Genomic DNA, 15,450 nt, shown 5'->3' on the forward strand with positions numbered 1-15,450 from the left:
CTCTCGCCGCCCGGCACCGTCATACTGGGCGGGCACGCACCACGCGAGGCGCCCTCGGCGCATCGCCCCGCACCACCGCATCACCCGACACCCGCGCAACTCTCCGACCAGGAACCGGAGCCCCGGCATGACCGTCTGCCTGCTCCTGCTGAGCGTCGTCGCCCTGACGGCCGCCCTGCCGGCGCCGCGTGCGCTGACCCGTGCCGCCTGGCCCGAGCGGGATCCCGTGGTCGCGTTGTGGGTGTGGCAGTGCCTGGTCGCCACCGTCCTGCTGTGCTGCCTGGCCGCACTGGTCCTGGGCGCCGCGGCCGTCTTCCACACCGTCCGCGACCGCGTGTTCGCCCCCGCGCCGCCCTCCGTCACCGCCGCCTACGACCTCTCCTCGTCGCCGGTATGGGCCACCGCCCTCACCGTGCTGCTGGCCTGCGGCGCCGCCTGGACGACGGCGATGCTGGCGCGGGAACTCGCCGAGGCCCGCCGCCGCCGTGGCCAGACCCGCGCCCAGCTGCGGGAGCGCGCCCCCGACCTGCCGGCCGGACTGCCGGCGGCACGCGGCCCGATGCTGGTGCTGGAGGACGAGTACCCGGACGCCTGGTGGATGCCCGGACACCCGCCGCAGCTGGTCGTCACCACCGGCGCGCTGCACCGGCTGACCGACCACCAGCTGGACGCCGTCCTCACCCACGAGCGCGGGCACGCGCGTGCCCACCACGACTGGCTGCTGCACCTGTCCACCGCACTCGCCACGGGCTTCCCGCGCGTGCCCCTGTTCGCTCACTTCTGCGACCAGACGCACCGCCTGGTCGAGCTGGCCGCCGACGACACGGCGTCCCGGCGCTGCGGTCACCTCACCACGGCCCTCGCTCTCATCGAGCTGAACCAGCACCGGGGCGTCCTGTCCTGCGACTCCAGCCGCCGCCTGCTCGGCGAACGCGTGGACCGGCTGCTGGAACCGCCGCCACGGCTGCTGCGCCGGCACCGGGCCCTGACGACGACGGTGGCGGCCCTGGTGCCGCTGCTGCCCCTGCTGATCACGTTCGCGCCGGGTCTGACGGCACTGTCCTGACCGGCTCACCGGGTGGCAGATCTTCCCGGACCGCGAGGCAAATCCGCAGGTGCGCGGCGTATTCGACGCCCCCTCACCTGGCGCAACACTTCGGCAACACGACTTTCCCTATGGCATCGGTATGGTTCCAGCCATGCCACCCACCGACCGCCCCCGCGACCACGCCGGTCAGGGCGCCGCGACCACCGTCGCCGCCCACCGCACGCGTCGTCGGCTGCGTGCGGACCGGGCCCGGCAGCTCGCCGATCTGCTGCGCCACCAGATCCTCACCGGCGCCTTCCAGAACGGCCCCCTCCCCCACGAGTCGATCCTCGCCGCCGACTACCGCGCCTCCCGCAACACCGTTCGCCAGGCCCTGGACCTCCTCCGGGCCGAAGGCCTGGTGGAACGGCTGCCCGGGGTCGGCACCGTGGTCGTCGCCCGGAAATACCTGCACGGGCTCGACCGCCTGATGGGCCTCGCGGAAACACTCCGCGAGCACGGCCGCGTCACCAACGAGGTCCGCACCATGGGCCCCGCCCCCGCACCCGCCCCGGTCGCCGACCGCCTCCACGTCCCCGCCGGCGCCGACGTCCTCTACATCGAACGCCTGCGCCGCCTGAACGGCCTCCCCCTCTCCCTCGACCTCACCTACATCCCGCTCGACATCGGCACCGCCCTGCTCGGCGCCGACCTCGAGAACACCGATGTCTTCCGCCTCCTGGAGGCCATCACCGGCCGCCCCCTGGGCCACGCCGAGATCACCCTGGAGGCGGTGACCGCGGACGCCCACTCCGCCGCCGTGCTCCAGGCCCCGCGCGGCGCCGCCGTACTGATGCTGGAGCGCCTCACCCACCTTGCCGACGGCCGCCCCGTCGACCTGGAGTTCATCCGCTTCCGCGGCGACCGGATCACCATGAGCGGCCTGCTCCACCGGTCGTAGATACCCCCGCCACACCCGCCCCTGCCTGCACGTTTCCTGGAGACAGCCATGCCCTTGGCGCCCCAGCGGGCCGACGTGCCCGTGACCATCGACGAGTCGAAGTGCATTGACGGCTGCACCCTCTGCGTGGACATGTGCCCGCTGGACTCGCTCGCCATCGACGAGACCAACGGCAAGGCGTACATGCACGTCGACGAGTGCTGGTACTGCGGCCCCTGCGCGGCCCGCTGCCCCACCGGGGCCGTCACGGTCAACATGCCCTACCTGCTCCGGTGAGAGGTACCACCACCATGAAACGAACAGCAGTCGCCGCGTCCGCCGCCGTGCTCCTCGTTCCGCTGTCGGCCTGCGGCGGCAGCGCCGAGGCGGGCAGCGGCTCCACGGTCACCGTGACCGTCGGCTACCAGTCCAAGACGATCAACACCGTCACCGCAGGCACACTGCTGCGCTCCCTCGGTTCATTCGAGAGGCAGCTCAACTCCCTGCACGACGGCCACACCTACAAGGTCGACTGGCAGGACTACGCCACCGGCGCCCCGATCACCGCGCAGATGACCGCCGGCAAGATCGACATCGGCTCGATGGGCGACTTCCCGCTGCTGCTCAACGCCACCCGCGGCAAACAGCTGGGCCGCCCGACCCACCTGGTCTCGGTGACCGGCTACAACCTGCGCGGCGGCCTCAACACCGTCGTCACCGCGCCCGGCTCGAAGCTCACCTCCTTGCAGGATCTGAAGGGCAAGAAGGTCTCCACGAGCGTCGGCTCCGCCGCCGACGGCACACTCGTACGGGCCCTGCAGCGCGCCGGCATCGATCCGGACAAGGGCATCTCCAAACTCAACCAGCAGCCCGCCGTGGGGGCCTCTGCGCTCTCCTCCGGGGGCGTGGACGCCCTGTCGCAGTTCGTCGCCTGGCCGGGGCTGCTCGCCTACCAGGGCAAGGCAAAGGCCCTGTACGACGGCGCCCAGCTGAACCTGCCCACCTTCCACGGCGTCACCGCCCGCGAGGACTTCGCCAAGCAGCACCCGGCTGTCCTGGAGGCCTTCCTCAAGGCCCAGGCGGAGGCCACGGACTACCTCAACGCCCACCCCGTCGCCGCCGCCGAGAGGGTCGCGAAGGCCACCGGCCTGCCCGCCGAGGTCGTGTACCTCTACAACGGCGCCCACGGCATCGCCACGTTCGACCCTGCTGTCAGGCCACAGCTCGTTTCCGCGCTGAAGCAGGACGTGTCCGTGCTGAAGGCCGCCAAGCTGACCGGTGACATCGACGTGGACTCCTTCGTCGACGACCGGTACGTCAAGAAGGCCCTCGGCGCCTCGTACGCCCGCCACCTCGTCACCGGGCCCGCACCGGCCGCGAGCGAGGTGTGGCCCAAAGGCAGCGAGAAGACCGTCTCCCTCAAGTCCCCGAAGGAACTGCTGACCTACGTGGCCGGCCACCAGAGCGGCATCCGCGCCGCCTACGTGCCTGACCCCACCACCGGAACCCTCTGGTTCGCCGACAAGGCAGTCTGGGTGGCCGACGGCGACCAGTTGCTGCCCTTCATCACACCGGCGACCGCACAGGCATACGTCACCGCCCACGGCGGCGCACGTACGGTGTCGTACCGCGAGGCTCTGGAGCGTGCCTCATGACGCGGCGCCCCCTGGCCCGGTATGCGCTGCGGACGGCCTCCCTCGCCGCTTTCCTCGGGCTCTGGCAGGTGCTGACCAGCCTGAACGTCGACCTGTGGCTGCGCTTCTCGCAGTTCCCGACGGTCACCGACGTGGCCCGCGCCTTCGCCGGCCGGCTCTCCGGAGGCGACTACTGGACCGACCTCACCGACAGCCTCACCCGGATCCTCACCGGCTTCGCGCTGGCGGCCGTCCTCGGCGTGGCGGCCGGCGTGCTCGTGGCCCGCTCGGGCCTCGCCGAAGATCTGCTCGGCCCGGTCCTGGAGGTCATCCGCCCGATCCCGGCGATCGCCCTCGTCCCGGTTGCGATCCTTCTCTTCCCGTCCAACGAGCAGGGCATCGTCTTCATCACCTGCACCGCCGCCTTCTTCCCCGTGCTGGTCTCCACCCGGCACGCGGTCCGCGCTCTGACCCCCGTCTGGGAAGAGGCGGTGCGGACCATGGGCGGCGGCCGGCTGCGAATCCTCGGCTCCGTCGTGCTGCCGGGCGCGCTGCCCGGCATCTTCGGCGGGCTGTCGGTCGGCATCGGCGTGTCGTGGATCTGCGTGATCTCCGCCGAGATGATCTCCGGCCAGTACGGGGTCGGCTACCGCACCTGGCAGGACTACACGGTGGTGAACTACCCGGGTGTCTTCGTCGGCATGGTCACGATCGGCGTTCTCGGCTGGGTCACCTCCACGGCCGTGGAACTCCTCGGCCGGCGCCTGACCCGCTGGCTGCCCCGGACCTCGTACGTCCCCGGCGGCCGCACCCGCGTGCCCCGGCCTGTCGCCGCCCCCGTTCGTGCCGACAGCGATTCCCAGCACCAGGCCCAGCCCGAACAGCAGGGCCAGAAGAACACCGAGGAGGCCCGCGATGAGCACCTCGTCTGAGACCGTCACCGCTCCCGTCGCCCCGACGTCGGAGGCCGTACGCGGCACCCGGCTCACCTTGCGTTCCGCCGTGCTCGGCCGCCCGGACGCGCCGGTGCTGTACGACGTCGACCTGGACGTCTCCCCCGGCGAGATCCTCACCGTCGTCGGCCCCTCCGGCTGCGGCAAGTCCACACTGCTGCGCACCCTCGCCGGGCTGCTGCCGCCCTTGGGCGGCACCGCCGAGGTGGACGGGGTGCCGCTGACCGGGCCGTCGGCCGACCGCGCGCTGGTCTTCCAGGAGGACGCGTTGCTGCCCTGGCGCACCTTGCGTGGGAACGTCGAACTGCCGCTCGCCATCAGCGGCGTACCGCGATCCAAGCGCCGCTCCCGGGCCGAGGACTGGCTCTCCCGGGTCGGACTCAGCGCGCAGGCGGGGCAGTTGCCGCACCGGGTGTCCGGCGGGCAGCGCCAGCGCGCCCAGTTGGCGCGCGCCTTGGCCGACAGCCCGCGCGCCGTCCTCATGGACGAGCCCTTCGGCGCCCTCGACGCCCAGACCCGCTCCGGCATGCAGGACCTGCTGGTGGAGGTGCTGCGCGGCACGGGCGCGAGCGTCGTCTTCGTCACGCACGACGTGGACGAGGCCCTCTTCCTCGGCGACCGCGTCGCCCTGCTCGGCTCCGGCCGGGTGGCTGCCGTACGGGACGTGCCCGGGCCGCGGGACCGCGCGGCCGTGGGCGACCCGGCCCGTGTGGCCCTGCGCCGCGACATCCTCACCTCGCTCGGCTCCTGAAAGGCACTCCGGTGACCACCCCCGCGTCCACTTCCCTGGAGATCCCCGATGTCGCCGACGCCGAGGAGCTGACCTGCGACGTCCTCGTCATCGGCGGCGGCACCGCCGGCACCATGGCCGCCCTCACCGCCGCCGAGCGCGGCGCGAGCGTCCTGCTGCTGGAGAAGGCCCACGTCCGTCACTCCGGCGCGCTCGCCATGGGCATGGACGGCGTCAACAACGCGGTCATCCCCGGCCGCGCCGAACCCGACGACTACGTCGCCGAGATCACCCGCGCCAACGACGGAATCGTCGACCAGTCCACCGTGCGCCAGACCGCCACCCGCGGCTTCGCGATGGTGCAGCGGCTGGAGTCGTACGGCGTCAAGTTCGAGAAGGACGAGCACGGTGAGTACGCGGTGCGCCAGGTGCATCGCTCCGGCTCGTACGTACTGCCCATGCCAGAGGGCAAGGACGTCAAAAAGGTCCTGTACCGGCAGCTCAGGCGGCGCGAGATGCGGGAGCGGATCCGGATCGAGAACCGGGTGATGCCGGTCCAGGTCCTGACCGCCGCGGGGCGGGCCGTGGGCGCCGCCGGCTTCAACACCCGTACCGGCGCCTTCGTCACCGTCCGCGCGGGCGCGGTCATCCTCGCCACCGGCGCCTGCGGCCGGCTCGGCCTGCCCGCCTCCGGCTACCTCTACGGCACCTACGAGAACCCCACCAACGCCGGCGACGGGTACGCCATGGCCTACCACGCGGGCGCCGAGCTGACCGGTATCGAGTGCTTCCAGATCAACCCGCTCATCAAGGACTACAACGGGCCCGCCTGCGCCTACGTCGCCAACCCCTTCGGCGGCTACCAGGTCAACCGGCACGGGGAGCGGTTCGTCGACTCCGACTACTGGTCGGGGCAGATGATGGCCGAGTTCGCCGCCGAGGTCGCCAGCGACCGAGGGCCGGTCTACCTCAAGCTCAGCCACCTCCCGGAGGAGTCGATCTCCGCGCTGGAGTCGATCCTGCACTCCACCGAGCGGCCCACCCGTGGCACTTTCCACGCCGGCCGCGGGCACGACTACCGCACCCATGACGTCGAGATGCACATCTCCGAGATCGGCCTGTGCGGCGGCCACTCCGCCTCCGGCGTACGCGTCGACGACCACGCCCGTACGACCGTCCCCCGCCTGTACGCCGCCGGCGACCTCGCCTGCGTCCCGCACAACTACATGATCGGCGCCTTCGTCTTCGGCGACCTCGCGGGAGCGGACGCCGCCCAGTACACCGCGTACGAGGGTGAGCTTCCCGCGGAGCAGGTGCGTGAGGCGCACGAGCTGGTCTACCGCCCGCTGCGCAACCCCGACGGCCCGCCGCAGACCCAGGTCGAGTACAAGCTGCGCCGTTTCGTCAACGATTACGTGGCACCCCCGAAGTCCGGCGCACGGCTCTCGCTCGCCCTGGAGGCCTTCGAGCGGATGCACGCCGACATCGCCGCCATGGGCGCCCGCACCGCGCACGAGCTGATGCGCTGCGCCGAGGTCACCTTCATCCGCGACTGCGCCGAAATGGCCGCCCGCGCCTCTCTCGCCCGCACCGAGTCCCGCTGGGGCCTTTACCACGACCGTCTCGACCACCCCAGCCGCGACGACGTCTCCTGGTTCCACCATCTCGATCTGCACAAGTCCCCCTCTGGTGCGATGGAGTTCACGGCCCGTCCCGTGGCTCCGTATCTGGTCCCGGTCGAGGAGTTCGCGCCGGTCGGCGGTCCCTCTCGGGAACTGGGCGAAGTCCGTCCCGAGCACGTGGCCACAGCGGGGCCGCTCGAAGTGGCCCCGGTCGCGGCCGCACCGACGTCCGGGCGCGCCACCGTCTCCACCGACCGGGCCGAGGCGCCGGGCATCGCTTCGCCCCGGCTCCTGGAACTGCTGGAGTTGGCCGAGTCGGAGCCCGAACTCAGCCTGCTCGAGAGCTACTTGGCCGACAGGGACCCCGCCGTCCGGCGTACGGCCGTCTCAGTCCTGACCGAGACCGTGCCGCCCGGTGCCGGGCAGGCCCTGGCCGACGCCCTGTCCGATCCCGATGCCGAGGTCCGCGCGGCCGCCGCTGCCTCGCTGCGCGAACTGGTCGAAACCCTGCCGCCCGAACCCGCCCTGGGTGCCGCCCTCGCCGGTGTCCTCGCCTCGGCCGACCCCGTGGTCCGTGCCGCCGCCCTCGATGTGCTGCGCGCCCTGCGGCTCGGCGAGGCAGGCGTGTTCGCCGCGGCACTGGACGACCCCGACATCGCTGTGCGCACCGAGGCCGTACGAGCGCTCGTCTCCGTCGACGCGGTCCGGCCGCTGGCTGGGGCCGCGGACGATCCCTCGCGGGAGGTCCGGGTCACCGTGGCCAAGGCTCTGGCCGCCGTCGGCCCGGTGTCCCTGACCGCGGCCGACCGGGAGCTGCTGACCGCAGCTCTGGACCGGCTCACCGAGGACAGCGACCCCCTGGTGCGGGGGGCCGCGTTCGCCGCGCTGTCCGGCACCGGCTGTCCCGGCCCGCTCGCCGACCGCGCCGTCGCCGCGCTGTCCGCCCCGGCCTGGCAGGTCCGCTCCGGCGCCGCCACCGCGCTGTCGGCAGCGTCCGCCGAAACCGCCGTCCCCGCCCTGGCCAAGGCGCTGGCCGATCCGAACGCCGATGTGCGCAAGGCGGCGGTGCTCGCCCTGACCCGGCACCGGGCCACGGAAGAGGCCCGCGCGGCCCTGGCCACGGCCACGGCCGACACGGACGCGGACGTCAGGGCGTATGCGGCTCGGGGGCTGTGACGGCGACGCCGCGTACGCTCCGGACCGGCCCTGCTATATCCAGTCGTCCGGCTCCGGCGCCTCGTCCGGCTCCGGCCAGTCGGTGTCCTGCGAGTCACCGTCGGCCGGGGCCGGGTCGTCCAGAGCGGCCAGCACGGCCAGCACGCCCTCCCCGTACGTCGCCAGCTTCTTCTCGCCGACACCGCTCACCGTGCCGAGCTCACGCACCGAGCCGGGCCTGCGGGTGACGATCTCCCGCAGGGTGGCGTCGTGGAAGATGACATAGGCAGGCACACCGTGCTCGCGAGCCTGTTCGGCGCGCCAGGCACGCAGCGCCTCGAAGGCGGGCAGGAGTTCGCCAGGCAGCTCCGCCGCGACGGCCTTGGCCTTGCGGTCGCCGCCGGAGCCACCGGCCGACCGGGACCGGGAGGCGGCCGGCTTCTTCGGCTCCTTGCGCAGCGGCACCTCGCGCTCGCTCCGCAGCACGGAGCCGCTCGCCTCGGTGAGCACCAGAGTGCCGTACTCCCCCTCGACCGCGAGCAGCCCCTGCGCCAGCAGCTGCCGGATGACACCCCGCCACTCGGCCTCGGCGAGGTCCTGCCCGATGCCGAACACGGACAGCTGGTCGTGGTCGAACTGGATGACCTTGCCGGTGCGCTTGCCGAGCAGGATGTCGACGATCTGCACGGCGCCGAACTTCTGCCCCCGCTCCCGCTGCAGCCGTACCACCGTCGACAGCACCTTCTGGGCGGCGATCGTGCCGTCCCAGGTCTCCGGCGGGGTGAGGCAGGTGTCGCAGTTGCCGCAGCCCGCCGCATCCGGGTCCTGGCCGAAGTAGGCGAGCAGCTGGCCGCGGCGGCAGCGGGCCGTCTCGCACAGTGCCAGCATGGCGTCGAGGTGGGCGCCGGCCCGGCGGCGGAACGCCTCGTCGCCCTCGCCGGACTGGATCAGCTTGCGCTGCTGTATGACGTCGTTCAGGCCGTACGCCATCCAGGCCGTGGACGGCAGTCCGTCGCGGCCCGCGCGGCCGGTCTCCTGGTAGTAGCCCTCGATCGACTTGGGCAGGTCCAGGTGGGCGACGAACCGTACGTCCGGCTTGTCGATGCCCATGCCGAAGGCAATGGTCGCCACCACGACCAGCCCGTCCTCGCGCAGGAACCGGGCCTGGTGGGCGGCGCGCATGCCCGCGTCCAGGCCTGCGTGGTACGGCACTGCCTCGATGCCGTTGGCGCTCAGGAACTCCGCCGTCCGTTCCACGGAGTTGCGCGACAGGCAGTAGACGATGCCGGCGTCCCCCGGGTGCTCCTCGCGCAGGAAGGCGAGCAGCTGCTTCCTGGGATCGGCCTTGGGCACGATCCGGTACTGGATGTTGGGCCGATCGAAGCTGGCGACGAAGTGGCGAGCCGTCGGCAGGTTCAGCCGCTGAGTGATCTCCTGGTGGGTGGCGTGGGTGGCGGTGGCCGTCAGGGCGATACGGGGGACGTCCGGCCAGCGCTCGCCGAGGAGGGACAGGGTGAGGTAGTCGGGGCGGAAGTCGTGGCCCCACTGGGACACGCAGTGCGCCTCGTCGATCGCGAAGACGGAGATCTTGCCGCGCGAGAGCAGGTCGAGCGTGCCCTCCAGGCGCAGCCGCTCCGGCGCCAGGTACAGCACGTCCAGCTCGCCGGCCAGGAGCTCGGCCTCGACCACGCGCCGCTCGTCGAAGTCCTGCGTGGAGTTGATGAAGCCGGCGCGCACGCCGAGGGTGCGCAGGGCGTCCACCTGGTCCTGCATGAGTGCGATCAGCGGCGAGATCACCACGCCCGTACCGGGTCTGACCAGGGCCGGGATCTGGTAGCACAGCGACTTTCCGCCACCGGTGGGCATGAGGACGACCGCGTCGCCGCCCGCCACCACATGCTCGATGATCGCTTCCTGCTCGCCCCGGAAGGCCTCGTATCCGAAGACCCGGTGCAGCGTGGCCAGCGCCTCGCTGTCGGCCGCGCCCGGCCCCTCGGTCACCTGTGACATCTCGCTGATCCCGCCCGTCGCACCCATCGTCGTGTCCCCCGTCGGTCCCCCGCGTGTCGTTCCTCGACCACTGCCTCCACGATAGGGGGCGGGACCGACAGCCTCGGAGTTATCCACAAGCACCGGTCGGCACCGCCGGCCACATGCCGCTGCCCGGCCCCTCCGAAACGAGGGTGCCGGGCAGCGGCACGGGCAAGCGGAGCGTCAGCGGACGAACACTGCCGCCTGGCTCGCCAGGTCCAGGAAGTACTGCGGCGCCACGCCGAGCACCAGCGTCACCGCGACACCGACGGCGATCGCCGCCGTGGTCATCGGGGACGGAACGGCCACGGTCGGGCCCTCCGGCCTCGGCTCGCTGAAGAACATCAGGACGATCACGCGGATGTAGAAGAACGCGGCGATCGCCGAGGAGATCACACCGACCACGACCAGCGGGGCCGCGCCACCGTCCGCCGCCGCCTTGAACACGGCGAACTTCCCGGCGAAGCCCGACGTCAACGGGATGCCGGCGAAGGCCAGCAGGAACACCGCGAAGACCGCTGCCACGAGCGGGGAGCGGCGGCCGAGCCCGGCCCACTTGGACAGGTGGGTCGCCTCGCCGCCCGCGTCGCGCACCAGCGTGACCACCGCGAAGGCGCCGATCGTCACGAACGAGTAGCCGGCCAGGTAGAAGAGGACGGACGAGACGCCGTCCTTCGACGTGGCGATGACACCCGCAAGGATGAATCCGGCGTGCGCGATGGACGAGTACGCCAGCAGCCGCTTGATGTCGGTCTGGGTGATCGCGACGATCGCACCGCCGAGCATGGTGATGATCGCCACCGCCCACATGACCGGCCGCCAGTCCCAGCGCATCCCGGGCAGGACGACGTACAGCAGTCGCAGCAGGGCGCCGAACGCGGCCACCTTCGTCGCCGCCGCCATGAAGCCGGTCACCGGGGTCGGCGCGCCCTGGTAGACGTCGGGCGTCCACATGTGGAACGGCACCGCGCCCACCTTGAACAGCAGGCCCATCACGATCAGGGCGCCGCCGAGCAGGAGCAGCGCGTCGTTGCCCATGGTGTTGGCGAGCGCCGGATCGATGTTGGTGACCGTGCCGTCGACGACCTGTGCGATGCGCGCGTACGACACCGAGCCCGCGTAGCCGTACAGCAGGGCGATGCCGAACAGCGTGAACGCGGAGGCGAACGCGCCGAGCAGGAAGTACTTGACCGCGGCCTCCTGCGACATCAGCCGCTTGCGGCGGGCCAGTGCGCACAGCAGGTACAGCGGCAGCGAGAAGACCTCCAGGGCCACGAACAGCGTCAGCAGGTCGTTGGCCGAGGGGAACACCAGCATGCCGGCGATCGCGAAGAGCAGCAGCGGGAAGGCCTCGGTGGTGGTGAAACCGGCCTTTACTGCGGCCTTCTCACTGTCGCTGCCCGGTACGGAGGCGGCCTGCGCGGCGAAGGAGTCGACGCGGTTGCCGTGCGCGGCCGGGTCGAGGCGACGCTCGGCGAAGGTGAAGAGGCCCACGAGGCCGGCCAGCAGGATCGTGCCCTGCAGGAACAGGGACGGGCCGTCGACCGCGATCGCCCCCATGGCCGCGATGTGCGCCTTGGTGGTGCCGTAACCGTCCGCCGCCAGCGCGACCACCGCGGCGAAGGCGGCGCAGAGCGCCACGACGGACACGAACACCTGGGCGTAGTAGCGGGACTTGCGCGGGACGAATGCCTCGATCAGCACCCCGACCAGCGCCGCACCGACGACGATCAGCGTCGGCGACAATTGTCCGTATTCGATCTTCGGTGCCGGGATCTTCGCGATCGGGTCGGCCGCGGTTGTCCACAGGCTGTGGACGGCTGTTGTGCTCACTTGGCCGCCTCCACCGAGGGCTTGGGGTCGGTCTTGTGTACGTCGGACATCGTCTGCTTGACCGCCGGGTTGACGATGTCCGTGACGGGCTTCGGGTAGACGCCCAGGAAGATCAGCAGCACGATCAGCGGGGCGATGACCACAAGTTCACGCACGCGCAGGTCGGGCATTGCCGAGACCTCGGGCTTCACCGGGCCCGTCATCGTCCGCTGGTACAGGACGAGGGTGTAGAGCGCGGCGAGGACGATGCCGAAGGTGGCGATGATGCCGATCGCGGGGTAGCGCGTGAACGTGCCGACCAGGACCAGGAACTCGCTGACGAACGGCGCGAGACCGGGCAGTGAGAGGGTGGCGAGGCCGCCGATCAGGAAGGTGCCGGCGAGCACCGGGGCGACCTTCTGCACGCCTCCGTAGTCGGCGATGAGCCGCGAGCCGCGCCGGGAGATCAGGAAGCCGGCGACCAGCATCAGCGCTGCCGTGGAGATGCCGTGGTTGACCATGTAGAGCGTGGCTCCGGACTGGCCCTGGCTGGTCATCGCGAAGATGCCCATGATGATGAAGCCGAAGTGGGAGATCGACGCGTAGGCGACCAGCCGCTTGATGTCCCGCTGGCCGACGGCCAGCAGTGCGCCGTAGACGATGCTGATCAGCGCCAGGACGAGGATGACGGGCGTCGCCCACTTGCTGGCCTGGGGGAACAGCTGGAGGCAGAAGCGGAGCATCGCGAAGGTGCCCACCTTGTCGACGACCGCGGTGATGAGGACGGCCACCGGGGCGGTGGATTCCTGCATCGCGTTGGGCAGCCACGTGTGCAGCGGCCACAGCGGGGCCTTCACCGCGAACGCGAAGAAGAAGCCCAGGAACAGCCAGCGTTCGGTGCTCGTCGCCATGTGCAGCGAGCCGTTCGCGCGGGCCTGCGCGATCTCCTGGAGGCTGAAGTTTCCGGCCACCACGTAGAGGCCGATCACCGCGGCCAGCATGATCAGACCGCCGACCAGGTTGTAGAGCAGGAACTTCACCGCCGCGTACGACCGCTGCGTCGACGCCGCCTCCTCGCCCTGCGCGTGGGCGCGGTCCCCGAAGCCGCCGATGAGGAAGTACATCGGGATGAGCATGGCTTCGAAGAAGATGTAGAAGAGAAATACGTCGGTGGACTCGAAGGAGATGAGCACCATCGCCTCGACGGCGAGGATCAGCCCGAAGAAGCCCTGGGTGGGCCGCCAGCGGCGGCTGCCCGTCTCCAGCGGGTCCGCGTCGTGCCAGCCCGCGAGGATGATGAACGGGATCAGTACGGCGGTCAGCGCGATCAGCGCCACCGCGATGCCGTCGACCCCCAGCTCGTACCTCACCCCGAAGTCCTTGATCCAGGCGTGGGATTCGGTGAGCTGGTAGCGGGCGCCGTTCGGGTCGAAACGGACCAGCACGGTGATCGCCAGGGCGAGCGTGGCGAGCGAGACGAGCAGCGCCAGCCACTTGGCGGCGGTGCGCCGCGCGGCCGGTACGGCGGCCGTTGCGACGGCCCCTACGGCCGGGAGCGCCGCCGTCGCTGTCAGCAGAGGAAAGGACATCGGTATCAGACCGCCCTCATCAGCAGGGTCGCGGCGACCAGAAGTGCCGCACCGCCGAACATCGAGACCGCGTAGGAGCGGGCGAAGCCGTTCTGGATCCGGCGGAGCCGCCCGGACAGGCCGCCGAAGCCGGCCGCCGTGCCGTTGACGACGCCGTCGACCAGGGTGTGGTCGACGTAGACCAGGGAGCGCGTCAGGTGCTCGCCGCCACGTACCAGGACCACGTGGTTGAAGTCGTCCTGGAGCAGGTCACGGCGGGCCGCGCGGGTGAGCAGCGAGCCGCGCGGGGCGAGGGCAGGGACGGGCTTGCGGCCGTACTGGGCCCAGGCGATGCCCACGCCGACGACCAGGCAGACCAGAGTGGCGCCGGTGACCGTCCAGGTGCTGACCGGGGAGTGTCCCTCGCTGTACCCGGTGACCGGCTCCAGCCAGTGCAGGAAGCGGTCACCGAGGTTGAAGAAGAAGCCGCCGGCCACCGAACCCACGGCCAGCACGATCATGGGGATCGTCATGACCTTGGGCGACTCGTGCGGGTGCGGCACGGCGTGCTCGCCGTGTGTCTCCGCGGCGGGTTCCACGCTCGGTTCGGCCGGGGACGGGGTCGGGGCGTTGCGCCAGCGTTCTTCGCCGAAGAACGTCATCAGCATCACCCGCGTCATGTAGAAGGCGGTGATGGCCGCGCCCAGCAGGGCCGCGCCGCCGAGGATCCAGCCCTCGGTGCCGCCCTTGGCGAAGGCGGCCTCGATGATCTTGTCCTTGGAGTAGAAGCCGGACAGGAACGGGAAGCCGATGATCGCCAGGTAGCCGAGCCCGAAGGTGATGAACGTGATCGGCATGTACTTGCGCAGGCCGCCGTAGCGGCGCATGTCGACCTCGTCGTTCATGCCGTGCATAACGGAGCCGGCGCCGAGGAACAGCCCGGCCTTGAAGAACCCGTGCGTGACCAGGTGCATGATCGCGAAGACGTAGCCGATGGGGCCGAGGCCCGCGGCGAGCACCATGTAGCCGATCTGCGACATGGTCGAGCCGGCCAGCGCCTTCTTGATGTCGTCCTTCGCGCAACCGACGATCGCACCGAAGAGGAGTGTGACAGCGCCTACGACGGTGACGGCCAGCTGTGCGTCGGGTGCCGCGTTGAAGACGGCTCCGGAGCGGACGATGAGGTACACGCCCGCGGTCACCATCGTCGCCGCGTGGATCAGGGCCGAGACCGGGGTCGGGCCCTCCATGGCGTCGCCGAGCCAGGACTGCAGCGGCACCTGGGCGGACTTGCCGCAGGCGGCGAGGAGCAGCATCAGGCCGATGGCGGTGAGCTTGCCCTCGGAGGTGTCGCCGGTGTGGCTGAGGACCGGGCCGAAGGCAAAGGTGCCGAAGGTGGCGAACATCAGCATGATCGCGATCGACAGGCCCATGTCGCCGACCCGGTTGACCAGGAAGGCCTTCTTCGCTGCCGTCGCGGCGCTGGGCTTGTGCTGCCAGAAGCCGATCAGCAGGTACGAGGCGAGGCCGACGCCCTCCCAGCCGACGTACAGCAGCAGGTAGTTGTCGGCGAGGACGAGCAGCAGCATCGCCGCGAGGAACAGGTTCAGATAGCCGAAGAAGCGGCGGCGGCGCTCGTCGTGCTCCATGTATCCGACCGAGTACAGGTGGATCAGCGAGCCGACGCCCGTGATGAGCAGGACGAACGTCATCGACAGCTGGTCCAGGCGGAAGGTGACGTCCGCCTGGAAACCGGCCACCGGGACCCAGCTGAACAGGTGCTGCATCAGGGTCCGGTGTTCGGCTCCCTTGCCGAGCAGATCGGCGAAGAGAACGAGGCCGATGGCGAAGGAGACGAACGAGAGCAGCGTGCCGATCCAGTGGCCGACGCGGTCCAGGCGCCGGCCGCCGACCAGGAGGACGGCCGCTCCGAGCAGGGGCGCCGCGATGAGCAGCGCGATCAGGTTCTCCACGATTC

Annotated in this window: 11 protein-coding genes; 7 read left to right on the forward strand and 4 right to left on the reverse strand. The window is 71.1% G+C overall.

Features of this window, described 5'->3' with window-relative positions; genetic code table 11:
• Positions 1–127: 127 nt before the first annotated feature.
• From ACFYZB_RS29910 to ACFYZB_RS29940, 7 genes are all read left to right on the forward strand, one after another.
• A complete protein-coding gene (locus tag ACFYZB_RS29910) occupies positions 128–1,066 on the forward strand; it encodes a M56 family metallopeptidase (RefSeq protein ID WP_351211235.1) in 939 nt (312 codons plus the stop codon).
• Between the two features lie 133 nt (positions 1,067–1,199).
• Positions 1,200–1,988, forward strand: a complete 789-nt coding sequence (locus tag ACFYZB_RS29915) for a GntR family transcriptional regulator (RefSeq protein WP_388763936.1) — start codon at positions 1,200–1,202, stop codon at positions 1,986–1,988.
• Positions 1,989–2,036: 48 nt separating this feature from the next.
• Entirely contained in the window at positions 2,037–2,264 is a 228-nt protein-coding gene (locus ACFYZB_RS29920; protein ID WP_031166915.1) for a ferredoxin family protein, read from the forward strand.
• A gap of 14 nt (positions 2,265–2,278) precedes the next feature.
• On the forward strand, positions 2,279–3,622 hold the full coding sequence (locus ACFYZB_RS29925; protein WP_388763939.1) for an ABC transporter substrate-binding protein: 1,344 nt from the start codon (positions 2,279–2,281) through the stop codon (positions 3,620–3,622).
• The gene (locus ACFYZB_RS29930) at positions 3,619–4,533 is read left to right on the forward strand and encodes an ABC transporter permease (RefSeq protein ID WP_388763940.1); all 915 of its coding nucleotides are present in this window, start codon (positions 3,619–3,621) and stop codon (positions 4,531–4,533) included. The genes ACFYZB_RS29925 and ACFYZB_RS29930 overlap by 4 nt, the downstream gene beginning before the upstream one ends.
• Positions 4,517–5,305 (forward strand): ABC transporter ATP-binding protein, encoded by a 789-nt coding sequence (locus tag ACFYZB_RS29935; RefSeq protein WP_388763942.1) that lies wholly within the window; start codon positions 4,517–4,519, stop codon positions 5,303–5,305. The genes ACFYZB_RS29930 and ACFYZB_RS29935 overlap by 17 nt, the downstream gene beginning before the upstream one ends.
• An 11-nt stretch (positions 5,306–5,316) precedes the next feature.
• A complete protein-coding gene (locus ACFYZB_RS29940) occupies positions 5,317–8,082 on the forward strand; it encodes a fumarate reductase/succinate dehydrogenase flavoprotein subunit (RefSeq protein ID WP_388763943.1) in 2,766 nt (921 codons plus the stop codon).
• Positions 8,083–8,115: 33 nt separating this feature from the next.
• On the opposite strand, the gene recQ is transcribed toward ACFYZB_RS29940, so the two are convergent.
• From recQ to nuoL, 4 genes are all read right to left on the reverse strand, one after another.
• Entirely contained in the window at positions 8,116–10,098 is a 1,983-nt protein-coding gene (gene recQ / locus ACFYZB_RS29945) for a DNA helicase RecQ (RefSeq protein ID WP_388763945.1), read from the reverse strand.
• Positions 10,099–10,275: 177 nt separating this feature from the next.
• Complete coding sequence (nuoN, locus tag ACFYZB_RS29950) at positions 10,276–11,925, reverse strand: NADH-quinone oxidoreductase subunit NuoN (protein WP_388763947.1); 1,650 nt, start codon at positions 11,923–11,925, stop codon at positions 10,276–10,278.
• The gene (locus ACFYZB_RS29955) at positions 11,922–13,493 is read right to left on the reverse strand and encodes an NADH-quinone oxidoreductase subunit M (protein ID WP_388763948.1); all 1,572 of its coding nucleotides are present in this window, start codon (positions 13,491–13,493) and stop codon (positions 11,922–11,924) included. Before ACFYZB_RS29955 ends, nuoN begins: the two co-directional genes overlap by 4 nt.
• A gap of 5 nt (positions 13,494–13,498) precedes the next feature.
• Positions 13,499–15,445, reverse strand: coding sequence for an NADH-quinone oxidoreductase subunit L (gene nuoL / locus ACFYZB_RS29960; RefSeq protein WP_388763950.1), 1,947 nt, complete (start codon positions 15,443–15,445; stop codon positions 13,499–13,501).
• Between the last annotated feature and the right edge of the window lie 5 nt (positions 15,446–15,450).

It is taken from the genome of Streptomyces sp. NPDC001852 (genome assembly GCF_042891825.1).
In the GTDB taxonomy this organism is placed as follows: Bacteria; Actinomycetota; Actinomycetes; order Streptomycetales; family Streptomycetaceae; genus Streptomyces.

Coding starts and splice junctions, on each gene's coding strand:
- ACFYZB_RS29935 (WP_388763942.1), top strand. CDS start 4,517: ATGAGCACCTCGTCTGAGACCGTCACCGCTCCCGTCGCCCCGACGTCG.
- ACFYZB_RS29930 (WP_388763940.1), top strand. CDS start 3,619: ATGACGCGGCGCCCCCTGGCCCGGTATGCGCTGCGGACGGCCTCCCTC.
- ACFYZB_RS29920 (WP_031166915.1), top strand. CDS start 2,037: ATGCCCTTGGCGCCCCAGCGGGCCGACGTGCCCGTGACCATCGACGAG.
- ACFYZB_RS29925 (WP_388763939.1), top strand. CDS start 2,279: ATGAAACGAACAGCAGTCGCCGCGTCCGCCGCCGTGCTCCTCGTTCCG.
- ACFYZB_RS29955 (WP_388763948.1), bottom strand. CDS start 13,493: ATGTCCTTTCCTCTGCTGACAGCGACGGCGGCGCTCCCGGCCGTAGGG.
- recQ (WP_388763945.1), bottom strand. CDS start 10,098: ATGGGTGCGACGGGCGGGATCAGCGAGATGTCACAGGTGACCGAGGGG.
- ACFYZB_RS29915 (WP_388763936.1), top strand. CDS start 1,200: ATGCCACCCACCGACCGCCCCCGCGACCACGCCGGTCAGGGCGCCGCG.
- ACFYZB_RS29910 (WP_351211235.1), top strand. CDS start 128: ATGACCGTCTGCCTGCTCCTGCTGAGCGTCGTCGCCCTGACGGCCGCC.